The following is a 15175-nucleotide window of genomic DNA, read 5'->3' as shown; positions in this document are numbered from 1 at the left end:
CATGCTCCAGATCACGACACGGGAGATCGCCGAGATCACCGGCGGGACCCTCGTGGGCGGCGCGACCGGTGACGAGACCGTCACCGGCACCGCACGCATCGACTCCCGCGAGGCGGCACCCGGCGACCTGTTCGCAGCCTTCCCCGGCGAGCACGTCGACGGCCACGACTACCTCGAGGCCGCCCGCACCGCCGGCGCCGCCGCCGCGCTCGTCACCGAGGACCGCGGCGTGCCCGCCGTCCAGGTCGCCGACGTGCGCACCGCCCTGTCCGATCTCGCCCGCGCCCAGCTCGAGCGCGCCCGCACCGAGAACCCCGAGCTCGTCGTCCTCGCCGTCACCGGCAGCGCCGGCAAGACCGGCACCAAGGACCTGCTCGGCACGATCCTCACCCCCGCCGGGGAGACCATCGCCCCCGCCGGCACGTTCAACAACGAGCTCGGCCTGCCGCTGACCGTGCTGCGCCTGACCACGTCCACCCGCTTCCTCGTGCTGGAGATGGGTGCGCGCGGCATCGGCCACATCGCCCAGCTCACCGCCATCGCACGCCCCGACATCTCGCTCGTCCTGAACGTCGGCTCCGCCCATCTCGGCGAGTTCGGCAGCGTCGAGGCGATCGCGACGGCCAAGGGCGAGCTGGTCGAGGCGCTCGCCCCCGGAGGCCGCGCGATCCTGAACGTCGAGGACCGGCTCGTCGCCGGGATGGCCGAGCGCTCCGCCGCCCCGGTCCTCACCTGGGGCTTCCACGAGGGGACGGTGCGCGGCACCGACCTCACCCTGGACGACCGCGCCCGCATCGGCTTCGACCTCGTCGTCCCCGACGGGCTGACCGCCCTCGACGGCACCTCGATCCCCTCCGGCACCTTCCCCGTCCGCCCCGACCTGCTCGGCGAGCACCAGGCCGCGAACGTGCTGGCGGCCCTCACCGGGGCGCTGGCCGCGGGCGTCGACCCCGCGGCGGCGGCCGCCTCGCTCGAGGGGGCGACGCTCGCCTCCGGCCATCGCATGGAGGTCCTCGAGGCGGGCGGCGCGCTCGTCATCAACGACGCCTACAACGCCAACCCCGACTCGATGAGGCACGCGCTGAAGACCCTCGCGCACCTCGGCCGCACCCGCCGCACCATCGCGGTGCTCGGCGAGATGCTCGAGCTCGGCCCGGATGCGGCACTGCTGCACGACGAGATCGGCCGCCTGGCGGTGCGGCTGAACATCTCCCAGCTCTACGTCGTCGGCGACGGCGCGGCACCGATCCATCACGGGGCGAGCCTCGAGGGCAGCTTCGGCGGTGAGTCCGAGTACGTCGACACCGTGGACGAGGCGCTCGCTGTGCTAGAACGGACCGTGCGTCCCGGTGACGCGGTGCTGCTGAAGTCCTCCCGCGACGCGGGCCTGCGCTGGCTCGCCCAGCCGCTCGTGGAGGCGCTCGACCGGCACGCCGGGACCGACCAGACGGGAGACGATGCATGATCGCGATCATCATCGCGGGGGCGCTCGCCCTGGCCATGTCCATCTTCGGGACGCCGCTGTTCATCAAGGTGCTCGAGCGCCGCGGCTACGGACAGTTCGTCCGCGACGACGGCCCCACCTCCCACGCGACCAAGCGCGGCACGCCCACCATGGGCGGCGTCGCGATCATCCTGGCGGTGGTCCTGGCCTACTTCCTCACCCACCTCGTGCTGTGGACCTCGCCGAGCGTCTCCGTGGTGCTGGTGCTCTTCCTGATGGTGGGCCTCGGCGTCGTCGGCTTCCTCGACGACTACCTCAAGATCTCCCAGCAGGACTCCACGGGCCTGCGCCCCCGCTACAAGCTGGTGGGCCAGTTCCTGGTCGCTACCGGCTTCGCCGTGATGGCGCTGCTGTTCCCCGACGAGAACGGCAACGCTCCCGCCTCCACGCACATCTCCTTCGTCCGCGACATCCCCTGGCTCGACCTCGCCTTCCTCGGCTCGGTCGTCGGCTTCCTGCTGTTCGCGGTCTGGGCGAACTTCCTGGTCGCCGCCTGGTCCAACGGCGTGAACCTCACCGACGGCCTCGACGGCCTCGCCAGCGGCGCGACCATCCTGTTCACCGCCGCCTACCTGATCATCAGCTTCTGGCAGTGGCGGCAGGTGTGCAGCGTCGACCTCGACGCCGGGGGACTGGTGCACTGCTACGACACCCGCGACCCGCTGGACATCGCGGTGCTGTGCGCGGCGATCATCGGCGCCTGCGTCGGCTTCCTGTGGTGGAACACCTCGCCCGCGAAGATCTTCATGGGCGACACCGGCTCCCTCGCCCTCGGCGGCGCGATCGCCGGCCTGACCATCGTCACCCGCACCGAGATCCTCGGCGCGATCATCGGCGGCCTCTTCGTGGTCATCTCCCTGTCCGTGATCATCCAGGTGACGAGCTTCAAGCTGACCGGCAAGCGCGTGTTCCGGATGGCGCCCCTGCAGCACCACTTCGAGCTCAAGGGCTGGAACGAGGTCACCATCGTGGTCCGCTTCTGGATCGTCGCCGGGATCCTCGCCGGCGTGGGCCTGGGCCTGTTCTACCTCGACGCCCTGCCGAGGCTCGCCTCATGACCGCCCCGGCGGGCGGCGCCCCCTCCCTCCCCGCCGAGGAGCGCCCCTGGCCGGGGATGGACGTGGCCGGGCTGCGGATCCTCGTCACCGGCTTCGGCGTCTCCGGCTACGCGATCGCCGACCAGACCATGCAGCGCGGCGCCCGCGTGCTCGTCGTCGACGGGGCGGACACCCCCGAGATCCGCGAGCGCGCCCGGATCCTCGAGGTGCTCGGGGCGGAGTTCCGCCTCGGCACCGAGCACACCCGCGCCCTGCCCGAGGACCGCGAGATCGACCTCGTCGTCACCTCGCCCGGCTGGCGCCCCGACCAGCCCCTGCTCGCCGCCGCGGCCGCCCGCGGCATCCCCGTGTGGAGCGAGGTCGAGCTCGCCCGCCGCATGCAGGCCGCCGACGGCCCCGCCTGGCTCGGCATCACCGGCACCAACGGCAAGACCACGACCGTCACCATGCTCGAGTCGATCCTGCGCGCCGCGGGCCTGCGCGCCGTCGCCTGCGGGAACGTGGGACTGCCCGTGATCGAGGCGGCCCTGGACCCCGAGGGCTTCGACGTGCTCGCGCTGGAGCTGTCCAGCTTCCAGCTGCACTGGACCGAGCACCTGGACTGCGAGGCCGCGGTGGTGCTGAACGTGAGCGCCGACCACCTCGACTGGCACGGCGGCGCCGAGGAGTACGCCCGCGCCAAGGGACGCATCTTCGAGGGCGTCCGCACCGCCTGCGTCTACAACACCGCCGATGAGACCACCCTGCACCTGGTCGAGGAGGCGGACGTCGTCGAGGGCGCCCGCGCCGTCGGCATCTCGCTGGGCGCCCCGGGCCTGTCCGAGCTCGGGATCATCGACGGCATCCTCGTCGACCGCGCCTTCCACCCCGAGCGCCGCAGCTCCGCCGCCGAGCTCGCCACCCTCGCCGACCTCGCGCACCTGGGTCCCCAGGGCGCCGGCCCGCACGTGCTCCTGGACGCCCTCGCCGCGGCCGCGCTCGCCCGCGCGCACGGCGTCCCGGCCCATGCCGTCCGCGACGGGCTGCGCGCCTACCGCATGGGCGCCCATCGCGCCCAGCACCTCGCCACCGTCGACGGCATCGGCTTCGTCGACGACACCAAGGCCACCAACCCCGCCGCCGCCGCGGCCTCCCTCCAGGCGGCCGAGCGCGTGGTCTGGATCGCCGGCGGCGACGTCAAGGGCGCCGATCTCGGCCCGCTCGTCGCCGCCGCCGCGGACCGTCTGGTCGGCGTCGTGCTGCTGGGCCTGGACCCCGTGCCCTTCAGCGAGGCGCTCAGCCGACACGCCCCCGAGGTCCCCGTCCGGCGCATCGATCCGGGCGAGACTGACGACGTCGCCGCGCGCACCCGGCTGATGGAGGACGCGGTGCAGGCCGCCCGCTCCCTCGCCGCCGCAGGGGACGTGGTGCTGCTGGCCCCGGCCGCCGCCTCCATCGACCAGTTCCGTGACTACGCGGAACGGGGGGATCTGTTCGCCGCGGCCGTGACCCGACTGCCAGGAGAGCACGCATGACGATGGAGGACACCCGGCGCGACGCACGTCGCAGCACCGACTCCCGCGCGTCCGCCTCCGGCACCCGTCCCGCGGACCGCTCCACCTCCGTCGTCCGCCCCGACGAGGACCAGCCCCTGGGGAACATCTCCGGCCGCGTCCGCGAGGGCGTCGGCAGCTGGCTGCGCTCGCCGGCGCTGGACTTCTACGCCCTGATCGTCGTCGGCGCGATGCTGGTCGGCATCGGCCTGGTGATGGTGCTGTCGTCCTCCGCGGTCCTGAACATCTCCCGCGGCAACTCCGGCTACGCCGGCCTGGTCCGCCAGGGGACCTTCGCCGGGATGGGGCTCGTGCTGCTGATCATCGCCGCGATGCTGCCTCCGGGCTTCTACCGGCGCGCCGCCTGGCCGCTGCTGGGCCTCGGACTGATGCTGCAGTGCCTCGTCTTCGTCCCAGGACTGGGCGTGGCGGTGGACGGCAACCAGAACTGGATCATGATCGGCGGTCAGACGCTGCAGCCCTCGGAGTTCCTCAAGCTCGCGCTCGCCGTGTGGCTCGGGGCCCTGCTGTCGATCAAACGACCGCTGCTCCACCGACCCGCGCATCTGCTGTTCCCGCTGGCGCCCGGCGCCCTCCTGGCACTCGGTCTCGTGATGCTCGGGCAAGACCTCGGGACCATGATGATCATGGCCATGCTGGTCGCCGGAGCGATGTGGGTGGCCGGCATCCCGCGCCGGTGGTTCGCCCTCGCCGGCGCCGCAGGGGTCATCGGCATCATCTTCCTCACGGTCACCAGCGCCAACCGCATGGCTCGCATCACGAACTGGATCCTCGGGATCTGCGAGGGCGACTCCTGCTATCAGTCGGACCAGGGCCTGATGGGCCTGGCCGAGGGCGGCTGGTGGGGCGTCGGGCTCGGGGAGTCGCGGCAGAAGTGGGGACGTCTACCCGCCGCCCAGGACGACTACATCTTCGCGATCATCGGCGAGGAGCTCGGCCTGATCGGCACCCTCGGCGTGCTCGCGCTGTTCACCGTGCTCGCCCTGATCATGTTCCGCATGATCACCCGGCTCGAGGATCACTTCATGCAGATCACCGTCGCCGGCATCAGCGCCTGGCTGCTCGGCCAGGCCGTCGTGAACATGATGGTGGTCACCGGTCTGCTGCCCGTGATCGGCGTGCCCCTGCCGTTCATCTCCTCGGGCGGCTCGGCCCTGCTCGCCTCGATGACCGCGCTCGGCCTGCTGCTCTCCTTCGCCCGGCGCGAGCCCGGCGCGCAGGAGGCGATCAGCGCCCGCTTCGGTTCGGTGCGCCGCTCCGTCAGCGTCCAGCCCGCCCCGCGCGACAGCGCCCCCGCCGCCCGCCCCGCGAAGGCCGGACGCCGTGGGAAGGCCGGTCGCGCCGCGAAGGCCGGGCGCTCCTCGCGCTCTGGACGCTCCGCCTCGCGCCGCCGCCGCGGCGCCTCCAGCCCCTCCCGGAGGACCCGATGACCCCCACCCCGCCCCGCATCCTCCTGGCCGGCGGCGGCAGCGCCGGACACGTCTCCCCGCTGCTGGCCACCGCCGCGCAGATCCGCCGCCGCAGCCCCGAGTCCGAGATCATCGTGCTCGGCACCGCCCAGGGGCTCGAGACGGACCTCGTCCCCGCCGCCGGGCTCGAGCTCGTCACCATCGAGAAGGTCCCCTTCCCGCGCCGTCCGAACGGGGCGGCGCTGCGCTTCCCCGGGCGCTTCGCCGGCACGCTGAAGGCCGTGCGCGCCCTTCTGCGCGAGCGACGGATCGACGTGGTCGCCGGCTACGGCGGCTACGTCTGCCCGCCCGCCTATCTCGCCGCGGCCGCCCAGCGCCTGCCCGTCGTGATCCACGAGGCGAACCGTCGCCCGGGGCTCGCCAACCGCCTCGGCGCCCGCCGCGCCGCCGCCGTGCTCACCGCCTTCGAGGGCTCCACCCTCCCCGGTGCCCGCCGCATCGGCATGCCCATGCGCGAGGGGATCGCCCATCTCGACCGCGCCGCCCGCCGCGCGGAGGCCGTCGCCGGCTACGGGCTGGACCCGTCCCGCCCCGTGCTACTGGCCACCGGCGGGTCCCTCGGCGCCCAGCGTCTGAACGCCGCCGTCGGCGAGGCCGCCGAGGCCTTCACCGCCGCCGGCGCGCAGATCCTCCACGTCACCGGCCGCGGCAAGGCCGCCGGCCTCGCCGAGAGGGACGGCTACCGGGTGCTGGAGTACGTCTCCGCCATGGAGGACGCCTATGCGGCCTCCGACCTCGCCCTCACCCGCTCGGGCGCCGGCACCGTCAGCGAGCTGACGGCCGTCGGGCTGCCCGCCGTGCTGGTCCCGCTCCCGATCGGCAACGGCGAGCAGGCGCTGAACGGGGAGGAGGTCGTCGCCGCCGGCGGCGCGCTGATGGTCCCCGACGCCGAGCTCGACGCGCAGCACCTGCGCAGCGAGGTGCTGCCGCTGCTGCTGGACGACCAGCGGCGCGGCGCGATGGCCGAGGCCGCCCGCGCCTTCGGCATCACGGACGCGGCCGAGGTGATGGCCGACGTCGTGATCGGCGTCGCACGCCGAGCCTGACCCGGCAGCGCCGAGCGCCCGGATACCGTGACCCCATGACTCCCGCCTCCCCTCACGGCCCCGCACCCCGCACGATCCTGCGCCCCGGCGACGTGATCACCCGGCCGGACTGGCCGGCGGGGGAGAGCATCCGCTCGGCGCACGTGGTGCGGATCGGCGGCGCCGGCATGAGCGCCGTGGCGCGGCTCGCCCTCGAGGCCGGGCTCGCCGTGAGCGGGTCGGACTCGCAGGACGGCCAGTTCATCGCCCCGCTGCGCGAGGCCGGCGCCCGGATCGGGATCGGCTTCGACGCCGCGCTGCTCGCCGAGGACTGCGACCTCGTCATCGTCTCGACCGCCGTGCGCGCCGACAACCCCGAGGTCGCCGCCGCCCAGGAGCGCGGCATCCCGGTGATCCACCGCGCCGCGGCGCTCGCGGGCCTGCTCGGGGAGCGGGACCTGATCGCCGTCGCCGGCACCCACGGCAAGACCACCACCACCGGCATGGCCGTCGCCGCGCTGCGCGGCGCCGGGCAGGACCCGGCCTGGGCTCTCGGCGCGGCCGTGCCCGATCTGGGCCGCAACGCCGGCTTCGGGGAGCAGCCCGGCGGCAGCGGCCCGGACAGCCCCGCCGTCGTGGAGGCCGACGAGTCCGACGGCTCCTTCCTCGCCTTCGCCCCGCGCTCGATCGTCGTCACCAACCTCGAGCCCGACCACCTCGACTTCCACGGCGACGCCGAGACCCTGACCGCCGCCTTCGACGCGCTCGTGGACCGGCTGCGACCGGGCGGCACCCTCGTCGTCTGCGAGGACGACCCCGGCGCCGCCGCCCTCGGCGAGAGGGCCCGGGCCCGGGGCGTCGCCGTCCAGGGCTACGGCACCGCGGAGGGCATCGCGTGGACGCTGCGCGCCGAGCGCAGCGGGGCCCGCGGCGCCGAGGTCGAGATCGAGGGCCCCGCCGGCCCGTTGACCCTGTCCCTCGCCGTCACCGGCCACCACAACGTCCTCAACGCCGTCGGCGCCCTCGCCGCGACCGCCGCCGCGGACCCGTCCCTGGACCCCGCCCGCCTCGCCGCGGGCCTGGGCACCTTCACCGGCGCCTCCCGCCGCTTCGACGTGGCGGGCACCGCCGGGGGAGTGACCGTCGTGGACGACTACGCCCACCACCCCCGCGAGGTCGCCGCGACCCTGGACGCCGCCCGCGGGATCGTCGAGGCGCAGGAGACGCCGGGCCGCGTCCTCGCCGTCTTCCAGCCCCACCTCTTCTCCCGCACCCGCGACTTCGCCGCGGACTTCGCCGCCGCGCTCGAGGCCGCGGACCTCGCCTGGGTGATGCCCGTCTACGCCGCCCGCGAGGACCCCGACCCCGCCACCACCGCCCGTACCATCACCGGCCACGCCGGCGAGGCCGTGGTCCCCCTCGACGCCGACGCGCAGGTCCTCGACCTGGTCCCGGCCGCGGCCCGCCCCGGCGACCTGCTGCTGATGCTGGGCGCCGGCGACATCGTCGAGACGACCCCGGCGCTGCTCGCCGCGCTCGAGGCGGACTCCCGGGACCGCGCCTGATGGCACGCCGCCCCACCACGCCCCGACCGCGCCCCGGCACGGTCCGCCCGACGCCGCCCGCGGAGCGCCCCGAGCAGTCCGCCGAGCGGCGCCCCGCCCGCGAGGCCAGTCCCCGCCCCACGGGAGGGGCCGGCTCCGGCGGGGGCCCGTCGCGGACCGCGCGGTCGGGCCGCACCCCGCAGCCCGGGCGCACCCCGCAGTCGGGCCGGGCCGCGTCGACCGGCCGGAGCGCCGCTCCGGCGCCCTCGGCCCGCAGCGCGCACTCGGCCCCCTCGGCTCACTCGGCTCACTCGGCCCCCTCGGCCTCCTCGCCGTCCCCGGCGCCGGGCGCAGGCCGGGGCCGGAGCCGCAGCCTGGGTCGACCCGCTGTCGAGCCCGAGGCGCCGCTCGCCCCGCCTCGCACCCAGGAGGAGGAGTCGGGAGGCGGCCGGGTCGTCCAGGCTGCGGACCGCTTCCGCGAGCTCGTCGCGGGACGCCCGTGGCGCCGGCGTCGGCGCGCGATCATCGCCGGCACCCTCGTGACGCTGCTCGTGCTCGTCGCCGCCCTCGCCGCCGCCGTGATGCTCCCGGCCCTGCAGGTCCGCGACATCACCGTCGAGGGGACCGGGTACGTCGCCGAGGAGGACGTGCGCGAGGCCGTCGCCTCCCACACCGGCGACAGCGTGCTGCTGCTCCCCGTCGACGAGATCGCCGGCCGGGCCGCCGAGGTGCCGGGCGTCGCCTCCGCCGAGGTCGACCGGGCCTGGCCCGACGGCATGACCGTCACCGTCACCGAGGCCGCCCCGGTCGCCCAGCTCACCCGCGCCGACGGCAGCACCGCCGTGGTCGACGCCGCGGGGGAGGAGCTCCCGGCCGCGGCCGCCGAGGGCGCGACCCTGGTGCCGATGACCGTCCAGGGCGGCGCCGCCGACCCCGAGGGCGCGGCCGCGACCATGAGCGAGGTGCTCGCCTCCCTGCCCGATCCGCTGCGCGGCGCGGTCCGGGAGGTCTCCGCCTCCAGCACCAGCGACGTCACCCTCGTCCTCACCCTCGAGGACGGCGGCACGAAGACGGTCGTCTGGGGCGATGCGCACGATGCGGAGCTCAAGGCCGAGGTGGTGCAGGCGCTGCTGGGCCGGCCCGGCACGACCATCGACGTCTCCTCCCCGGTCGCACCCGTCACCCGCTGACCTCCTCCGCTGCGACGCCGGCCCCCGTGCGCCGGGAGCGGGACGGGGACGGGCGGGCGGACACCCCGCAGTCCGACGGATCGGGCGGACCGGACGGTGACATTGGCCCGGCTCGCGCCCGACACGCGCCCTCGGTGTTTGCGTGCGCGTGCACTCCTCCTTAGCGTCGAGAGAAAGGAGAGGCGCCCCGAAGTCCGAACCTCAAGTAGAGGTCAAGGGTTGAGGAGCGGTCGCGACCAGGCGCGATCCAGGCGCTTCTCCAGGAAGACCAACAAGAGCCAAGAGCAAGGACCAAACGTGGCCGGAACCCAGATCTCCCTCGCAGTCATCAAGGTCGTCGGCGTCGGCGGCGGAGGTGTCAACGCCGTCAACCGCATGATCGAGTCCGGGCTCAAGGGCGTCGAGTTCATCGCGATCAACACCGACGCCCAGGCGCTCCTCATGTCCGACGCCGACGTCAAGCTCGACGTCGGCAAGGAGATCACCCGTGGTCTCGGCGCCGGCGCCGACCCCGAGGTGGGCAAGAAGGCCGCCGAGGACCACGCCGAGGAGATCGAGGAGGTCCTGCGCGGGGCCGACATGGTCTTCGTGACCGCCGGCGAAGGCGGCGGCACCGGCACGGGCGGCGCGCCCGTCGTCGCGAAGATCGCCCGCAGCCTCGGCGCCCTGACCATCGGCGTGGTCACCCGCCCCTTCACCTTCGAGGGCCGCCGCCGCTCGACCCAGGCCGAGTCCGGCATCGCCGCGCTCCAGGCCGAGGTCGACACCCTCATCGTGATCCCCAACGACCGCCTGCTCTCCATCGCGGACAAGCAGGTCTCGATGCTCGACGCCTTCAAGAGCGCGGACCAGGTTCTGCTCTCCGGCGTCCAGGGCATCACGGACCTGATCACCACCCCGGGCCTGATCAACCTCGACTTCGCGGACGTGAAGTCCGTGATGCAGGGCGCGGGCAGCGCCCTGATGGGCATCGGCTCCGCCCGCGGCGACGACCGCGCGCTGCAGGCCGCGGAGCTCGCGGTCTCCAGCCCGCTGCTCGAGGCCTCGATCGACGGCGCCTACGGCGTGCTGCTCTCCATCCAGGGCGGCAGCGACCTGGGCCTGTACGAGGTCTCCGAGGCCGCGCGCCTCGTCCAGGAGGCCGCGCACCCGGATGCGAACATCATCTTCGGCTCCGTCATCGACGACGCCCTCGGCGACGAGGTCCGCGTGACCGTGATCGCCGCAGGCTTCGAGGGCGGCGGTCCCCAGCCGCGCCAGGACCTCACCCCGCAGCAGCGCCCCGCCGCCCGCACCGAGCAGCCCGCCCAGCGCCCTGCGGTGCAGCAGCGGCCCGCCGTGCAGCAGCGTCCCGCCTCCTCCGAGCAGCGCCCCGGCCAGGGCACCGGCGCGACCGCCGCCTCCCCGGGCGCCTGGGGCCTGCCGCAGCAGGCCTTCTCCCCGTCGCGGCCCAGCGCCCCCGAGCCCGAGACCGAGGCGCTGGACGCCGCTGACGTCGAGGACGCGGGCCAGCAGCAGAACGTCGCCCCGCAGCCGGCGCCCCGGGCCCCCGAGCCCACCCGCCCGCCGCACATCGAGGAGCCCCCGGCGGACGACGACGACCTCGACCTGCCGTCCTTCCTGAAGTGACGAGCCCCCTCAGGGCACGGGCCCCGCGGATCCGCGGGGCCCGTGCCCTGTTCACGGGCCGTGCCGGAGGGGTCAGCACGGGCGAGCACGCCGCCCTCAACCTCGCCCGCCACGTCGGCGACGACGCACAGGCTGTCGAGGAGAACCGGTCGCGGGTGGTCGCGGAGATCGGCGCACCGCTGGTCTTCGTCGAGCAGGTCCACTCCGCCGATGTGCTCGTGCTGCCCGCACTGGACGCCGGGCCCGGGCACGGACCGGGGCCCGCGGGGGAGCCGGGACCCGTCGTGCGCGCCGACGCGATCGTCACCGACCGCACCGACGTGGCGCTCGCGATCATGGTCGCCGACTGCCTGCCCGTGCTGCTCTCCGACCCGGTCGCCGGGGTCGTCGCCGTCGCCCACGCAGGCCGCCGCGGCCTGCTGGACGGCGTGCTCGAGGCGACACTCTCAGACATGGCCGCCCTCGGCGCCCGCCCCGCGGACGTGACCGCGAGCATCGGCCCGTCGATCTGCGGCGCCTGCTACGAGGTGCCGGAGCAGATGCGAGAGGACGCCGCGGCCCTTCTGCCCGCGACCGCCTCGAGCACGAGCTGGGGGACCCCGGCGCTGGACCTGCGGGCGGGAGCGGTCTCCGTGCTGCAGGACGCCGGCGTCCCTGCCGAGGCGATCGACGCCGACCATCCCTGCACCCTCGAGGACGAGCGCTTCTTCTCCTACCGCCGCAGCGCCGCTACCGGCCGCTTCGCCGGGGTGCTGCGCAGGGACTGAGCCGGCCCCGGGGGATCCCGGCCGGGCTCCGCCGCCCCGCCCGGGACCCGGACGGCCCGCACGACACGACGTGCACGTCACGCCGCGACACGCGCACGACACGCCGACGACGTCCCTGTCGTGTCGAATCGCCTGCTGTACTTTCGAGTCAACGGGCTCCCGCGCACTCCCCGTGCTTCCCTGGGGCCCAGGTCAGCGCGAACAACGACTGGGAGATCTGCGATGGGAACCTGGCGCAACGCCATGGTCGCACTCGGCCTCGCCAACGAGGTCGACGACGAGTACTACGAGGACGAGCGGTACCGCGAGGAGCAGCCTGCTCCGTCCCGCCGCACCGAGCGGGCGCCCGAGCCCACCATCGAACGGGAGGCCCAGGTGACCCCGATCCGTCAGCACTCGAACGTGGTCGCGATGGCCCCGGCAGTGGAGGAGTCGATGCAGCGCATCACCACGATCCATCCGCGGTCGTACAACGACGCCAAGGCGATCGGCGAGTCCTTCCGTGACGGCGTGCCGGTGATCATGAACCTCTCGGACATGCAGGACGGCGACGCCAAGCGCATGGTCGACTTCTCCGCCGGCCTCGTCTTCGGCCTGCGCGGCACGATCGAGCGCGTCACCTCCAAGGTGTTCCTGCTGTCGCCGGAGTTCGTCCAGGTCGACGGGGACTCCTCGGCCGACGAGGGCAGCTTCTACAACCAGAGCTGAGCATCCCGTGCAGCTCGTCGCCGGGATCCTCTATCTCGCAGTCCTGCTCTATCTGCTCCTGCTCCTGGCGCGCCTGGTGCTCGAGTGGATCCAGGGCTATGCCCGCGAGTTCCGCCCCTCGGGACTGGTGCTGGTGCTCTTCGAGGTGGTCTTCACGCTGACGGACCCCCCGGTCAAGCTCTTGCGCCGTCTGATCCCCCCGGTGCGGCTCGGTGCGGTGAGCCTGGACCTGTCCCTGATGATCCTCCTGATCGTGGGTTGGATCGTGCTGCGCGTCCTCGCAGGCCTCGCGGCCTGATCACGACCCGGCGATGTGAGGTGCGCGATTCTCCCGGCCCCGATGCAGGGGTCAGCCGCCGATCCGCTAGGCTGTCCGCACCGCGCCTCACCGCGCAAACCGACTCACGAATGACGAAAAGGTGACCCATGGCTCTGATGCCCGAAGACCTGATGAATCAGCGGTTCACCCCGGTCCGGTTCTCCGAGGGTTACGACATGGACGAGGTCGACAACTTCCTCGACAACGAGGTCGAACCCCGCCTGAAGGAACTGATCTCCGAGAACGAGCGCCTGAAGAAGGAGCTCGAGGAGGCGCACAACCGCATCGCTGAGCTCGAGTCCGGTGCTCCTGCCGCGGCCGCCGGCCCGGCCGTCGAGGCCGAGGACCAGGACGACGAGCCCCTCGTCTCCGAGGTGCCCGACTCCGCCGCCGATGAGACCGCCCCGCAGGCCGTCGTCGCCGACGAGGAGCCCTCGGCCGCGGCCGAGGAGCCCGTCCCCGCCTCTGTGCAGACCCCGGACCAGTCCGCTGCCGGCATCATCGCCCTGGCCAACCGCCTGCACGACGAGCACGTCAAGAACGGCGAGGACGAGCGCGACCGGCTCATCACCGAGGCGAATGAGGAGCACAAGCGCATCGTCGGCGAGGCCGAGGAGAAGTCCCGCACCACGCTGGCCGAGCTCGAGACGAAGAAGGCCGAGCTCGACAAGACCATCGAGGGCCTGCGCAACTTCGAGCGCGACTACCGCAACCGTCTGCGCAACTACCTGGAGAACCAGCTGCGCGAGCTCGACACGAGCGAGACGCAGGACAAGCAGGCGAACTTCGGTCTGTGAGCACTCCTGACCCCGCGTCGACGAGCGCCGGCCCGCAGAGGTCCGGCGCTCGTCGCCGTCTGAGCCGCCCCGCCGTCCTCGCCGTCGTCGGCCTGCTCGCGGTCGTGCTCCTGGTCGCGGACCAGGTGACGAAGAACTGGGCGGTGGCGACCCTCCCCGAGCTCGACCCCCAGCCCTTCCTCGGCGAGGTGCTGCAGCTGACCCTGCTGTACAACACCGGCGCGGCCTGGGGGATGGGCGCGGAGATCACCCCGGTGGTCACCTGCCTGCAGATCGCGATCGTGATCGGCGTGATCGCCTTCGCGGTCCGCTCGGTCCGCTCGCCCTGGTACGCGCTGGCCCTCGGTCTGATCATGGGCGGCGCGCTCGGCAACATCCACGACCGCCTGCTGCGGGCCCCCGGCCCCTTCCACGGCGCGGTCGTCGACTTCCTCGAGCTGCCGAACTGGCCCGTCTTCAACGTCGCCGACATGGCCGTGGTGGGCGGGGCGATCCTGGTGATCGTGCTGGGGCTGTTCGGCCTCGACGCCGATCCCGCCCGCGCCGCGCAGGAGCAGGCCGAGGCCGAGCAGGAGCAGGCCCGCGCCGAGCAGAAGCAGGCCGGCGCCGAGCAGGAGCAGGCCCGTTCCGCCGAGCCGTCGACGGGAGACCCGGCGGAGGATTCTCCGGAGGCGGAGAAGTGAGCGCCTCCCGCACCCTGATGGTCCCCGACGGCCTCGCCGGGGAGCGCGTGGACGTGGGCATCTCCCGCATGCTGGGCCTGTCCCGCACCCGCGCCGCCGACCTCGTCTTGGCCGGGCACGTCCTGGTCGACGGCCAGGTCCCCGCCCGCTCCACCCGTCTCGAGCCCGGCGCGGTGGTGGACGTCGAGCTGCCGGACGAGAAGCCGGCCGTCGAGGTCCGGCCCCAGATCGCCGAGGGCATGAGCCTCATCCACCAGGACGACGACATCGTCGTGATCGACAAGCCCGTGGGCGTCGCTGCGCATCCGAGCGCCGGCTGGTCCGGGCCGACGGTGCTGGGCCATCTCGCCGCCGCCGGCGTCTCGATCCGCACCAGCGGCGACCCCGAGCGGCAGGGGATCGTCTCCCGTCTGGACGTCGGGACCAGCGGGCTCATGGTCGTCGCCCGCACCGAGCGCGCCTACACCACGCTGAAGGACGCCTTCCGCGCCCGCGAGGTGGGGAAGGTGTACCACGCGGTGTGCCAGGGGGCGCCCGATCAGCCCTCCGGCACGATCGACGCGCCCATCGGCCGCTCGCCGAGCCACGACTACAAGTTCGCGGTGCGCGAGGACGGCAAGCACTCGGTCACCCACTACGAGACCCTCGAGGAGCTGCGCGGCGCGACCCTGCTGCGTGTGGGCCTGGAGACCGGCCGCACCCACCAGATCCGCGTGCACATGGCCGCGCTGCGACATCCCCTGGTCGGCGACCCGCTCTACGGCGCGGACCCGACCCTGGCGACGAAGGTGGGCCTGGTGCGGCAGTGGCTGCACGCGATGGAGCTCACCTTCGTCCATCCCGTCAGCGGGCGCGAGGTCACCTACGCCTCCACCTACCCGGACGACCTCCAGCAGGCGCTCGAGCGGCTCAGGGAGCGCTGAGCAGGG

14 protein-coding genes are annotated in these 15175 nt (G+C 73.8%); all 14 read left to right on the top strand.

The window, feature by feature from the left end; translation table 11 throughout:
- The first annotated feature begins 1 nt into the window (after position 1).
- The 14 genes from murF to Y09_RS03180 all read left to right on the top strand — a co-directional run bounded on the left by murF (position 2) and on the right by Y09_RS03180 (position 15169).
- The gene (gene murF, locus Y09_RS03245) at positions 2 to 1465 is read left to right on the top strand and encodes a UDP-N-acetylmuramoyl-tripeptide--D-alanyl-D-alanine ligase (protein ID WP_053916220.1); all 1464 of its coding nucleotides are present in this window, start codon (positions 2 to 4) and stop codon (positions 1463 to 1465) included.
- Complete coding sequence (gene mraY, locus Y09_RS03240) at positions 1462 to 2562, top strand: phospho-N-acetylmuramoyl-pentapeptide-transferase (RefSeq protein WP_053916219.1); 1101 nt, start codon at positions 1462 to 1464, stop codon at positions 2560 to 2562. The genes murF and mraY overlap by 4 nt, the downstream gene beginning before the upstream one ends.
- A complete protein-coding gene (murD, locus tag Y09_RS03235; RefSeq protein WP_053916218.1) occupies positions 2559 to 4076 on the top strand; it encodes a UDP-N-acetylmuramoyl-L-alanine--D-glutamate ligase in 1518 nt (505 codons plus the stop codon). Before mraY ends, murD begins: the two co-directional genes overlap by 4 nt.
- The gene (gene ftsW, locus Y09_RS03230; protein ID WP_053916217.1) at positions 4073 to 5545 is read left to right on the top strand and encodes a putative lipid II flippase FtsW; all 1473 of its coding nucleotides are present in this window, start codon (positions 4073 to 4075) and stop codon (positions 5543 to 5545) included. Before murD ends, ftsW begins: the two co-directional genes overlap by 4 nt.
- The gene (gene murG / locus Y09_RS03225; protein WP_053916216.1) at positions 5542 to 6630 is read left to right on the top strand and encodes an undecaprenyldiphospho-muramoylpentapeptide beta-N-acetylglucosaminyltransferase; all 1089 of its coding nucleotides are present in this window, start codon (positions 5542 to 5544) and stop codon (positions 6628 to 6630) included. The genes ftsW and murG overlap by 4 nt, the downstream gene beginning before the upstream one ends.
- A gap of 35 nt (positions 6631 to 6665) precedes the next feature.
- Positions 6666 to 8174: a UDP-N-acetylmuramate--L-alanine ligase gene (murC, locus tag Y09_RS03220; protein WP_053916215.1), complete on the top strand. Its 1509-nt coding sequence runs from the start codon at positions 6666 to 6668 to the stop codon at positions 8172 to 8174.
- Between the two features lie 518 nt (positions 8175 to 8692).
- Complete coding sequence (locus Y09_RS17755; RefSeq protein WP_234695610.1) at positions 8693 to 9343, top strand: cell division protein FtsQ/DivIB; 651 nt, start codon at positions 8693 to 8695, stop codon at positions 9341 to 9343.
- Positions 9344 to 9640: 297 nt separating this feature from the next.
- A complete protein-coding gene (gene ftsZ / locus Y09_RS03210; protein ID WP_053916213.1) occupies positions 9641 to 10972 on the top strand; it encodes a cell division protein FtsZ in 1332 nt (443 codons plus the stop codon).
- Positions 10969 to 11739, top strand: a complete 771-nt coding sequence (gene pgeF / locus Y09_RS03205; RefSeq protein WP_053916212.1) for a peptidoglycan editing factor PgeF — start codon at positions 10969 to 10971, stop codon at positions 11737 to 11739. The genes ftsZ and pgeF overlap by 4 nt, the downstream gene beginning before the upstream one ends.
- A 222-nt stretch (positions 11740 to 11961) precedes the next feature.
- Positions 11962 to 12447, top strand: a complete 486-nt coding sequence (locus Y09_RS03200) for a cell division protein SepF (RefSeq protein ID WP_010551432.1) — start codon at positions 11962 to 11964, stop codon at positions 12445 to 12447.
- A 7-nt stretch (positions 12448 to 12454) separates the two neighbouring features.
- Complete coding sequence (locus Y09_RS03195) at positions 12455 to 12745, top strand: YggT family protein (RefSeq protein WP_053916211.1); 291 nt, start codon at positions 12455 to 12457, stop codon at positions 12743 to 12745.
- 128 nt (positions 12746 to 12873) lie between these two features.
- The gene (locus Y09_RS03190) at positions 12874 to 13563 is read left to right on the top strand and encodes a DivIVA domain-containing protein (protein ID WP_053916210.1); all 690 of its coding nucleotides are present in this window, start codon (positions 12874 to 12876) and stop codon (positions 13561 to 13563) included.
- A complete protein-coding gene (gene lspA / locus Y09_RS03185; protein WP_053916209.1) occupies positions 13560 to 14246 on the top strand; it encodes a signal peptidase II in 687 nt (228 codons plus the stop codon). Before Y09_RS03190 ends, lspA begins: the two co-directional genes overlap by 4 nt.
- Positions 14243 to 15169, top strand: a complete 927-nt coding sequence (locus tag Y09_RS03180) for an RluA family pseudouridine synthase (RefSeq protein ID WP_053916208.1) — start codon at positions 14243 to 14245, stop codon at positions 15167 to 15169. The genes lspA and Y09_RS03180 overlap by 4 nt, the downstream gene beginning before the upstream one ends.
- The last annotated feature ends 6 nt before the right edge of the window (positions 15170 to 15175 follow it).

It is taken from the genome of Brachybacterium sp. SW0106-09, assembly GCF_001293905.1.
Lineage (GTDB): Bacteria > Actinomycetota > Actinomycetes > Actinomycetales > Dermabacteraceae > Brachybacterium > Brachybacterium conglomeratum.
This window is presented reverse-complemented; position numbering and strand designations above follow the sequence as displayed.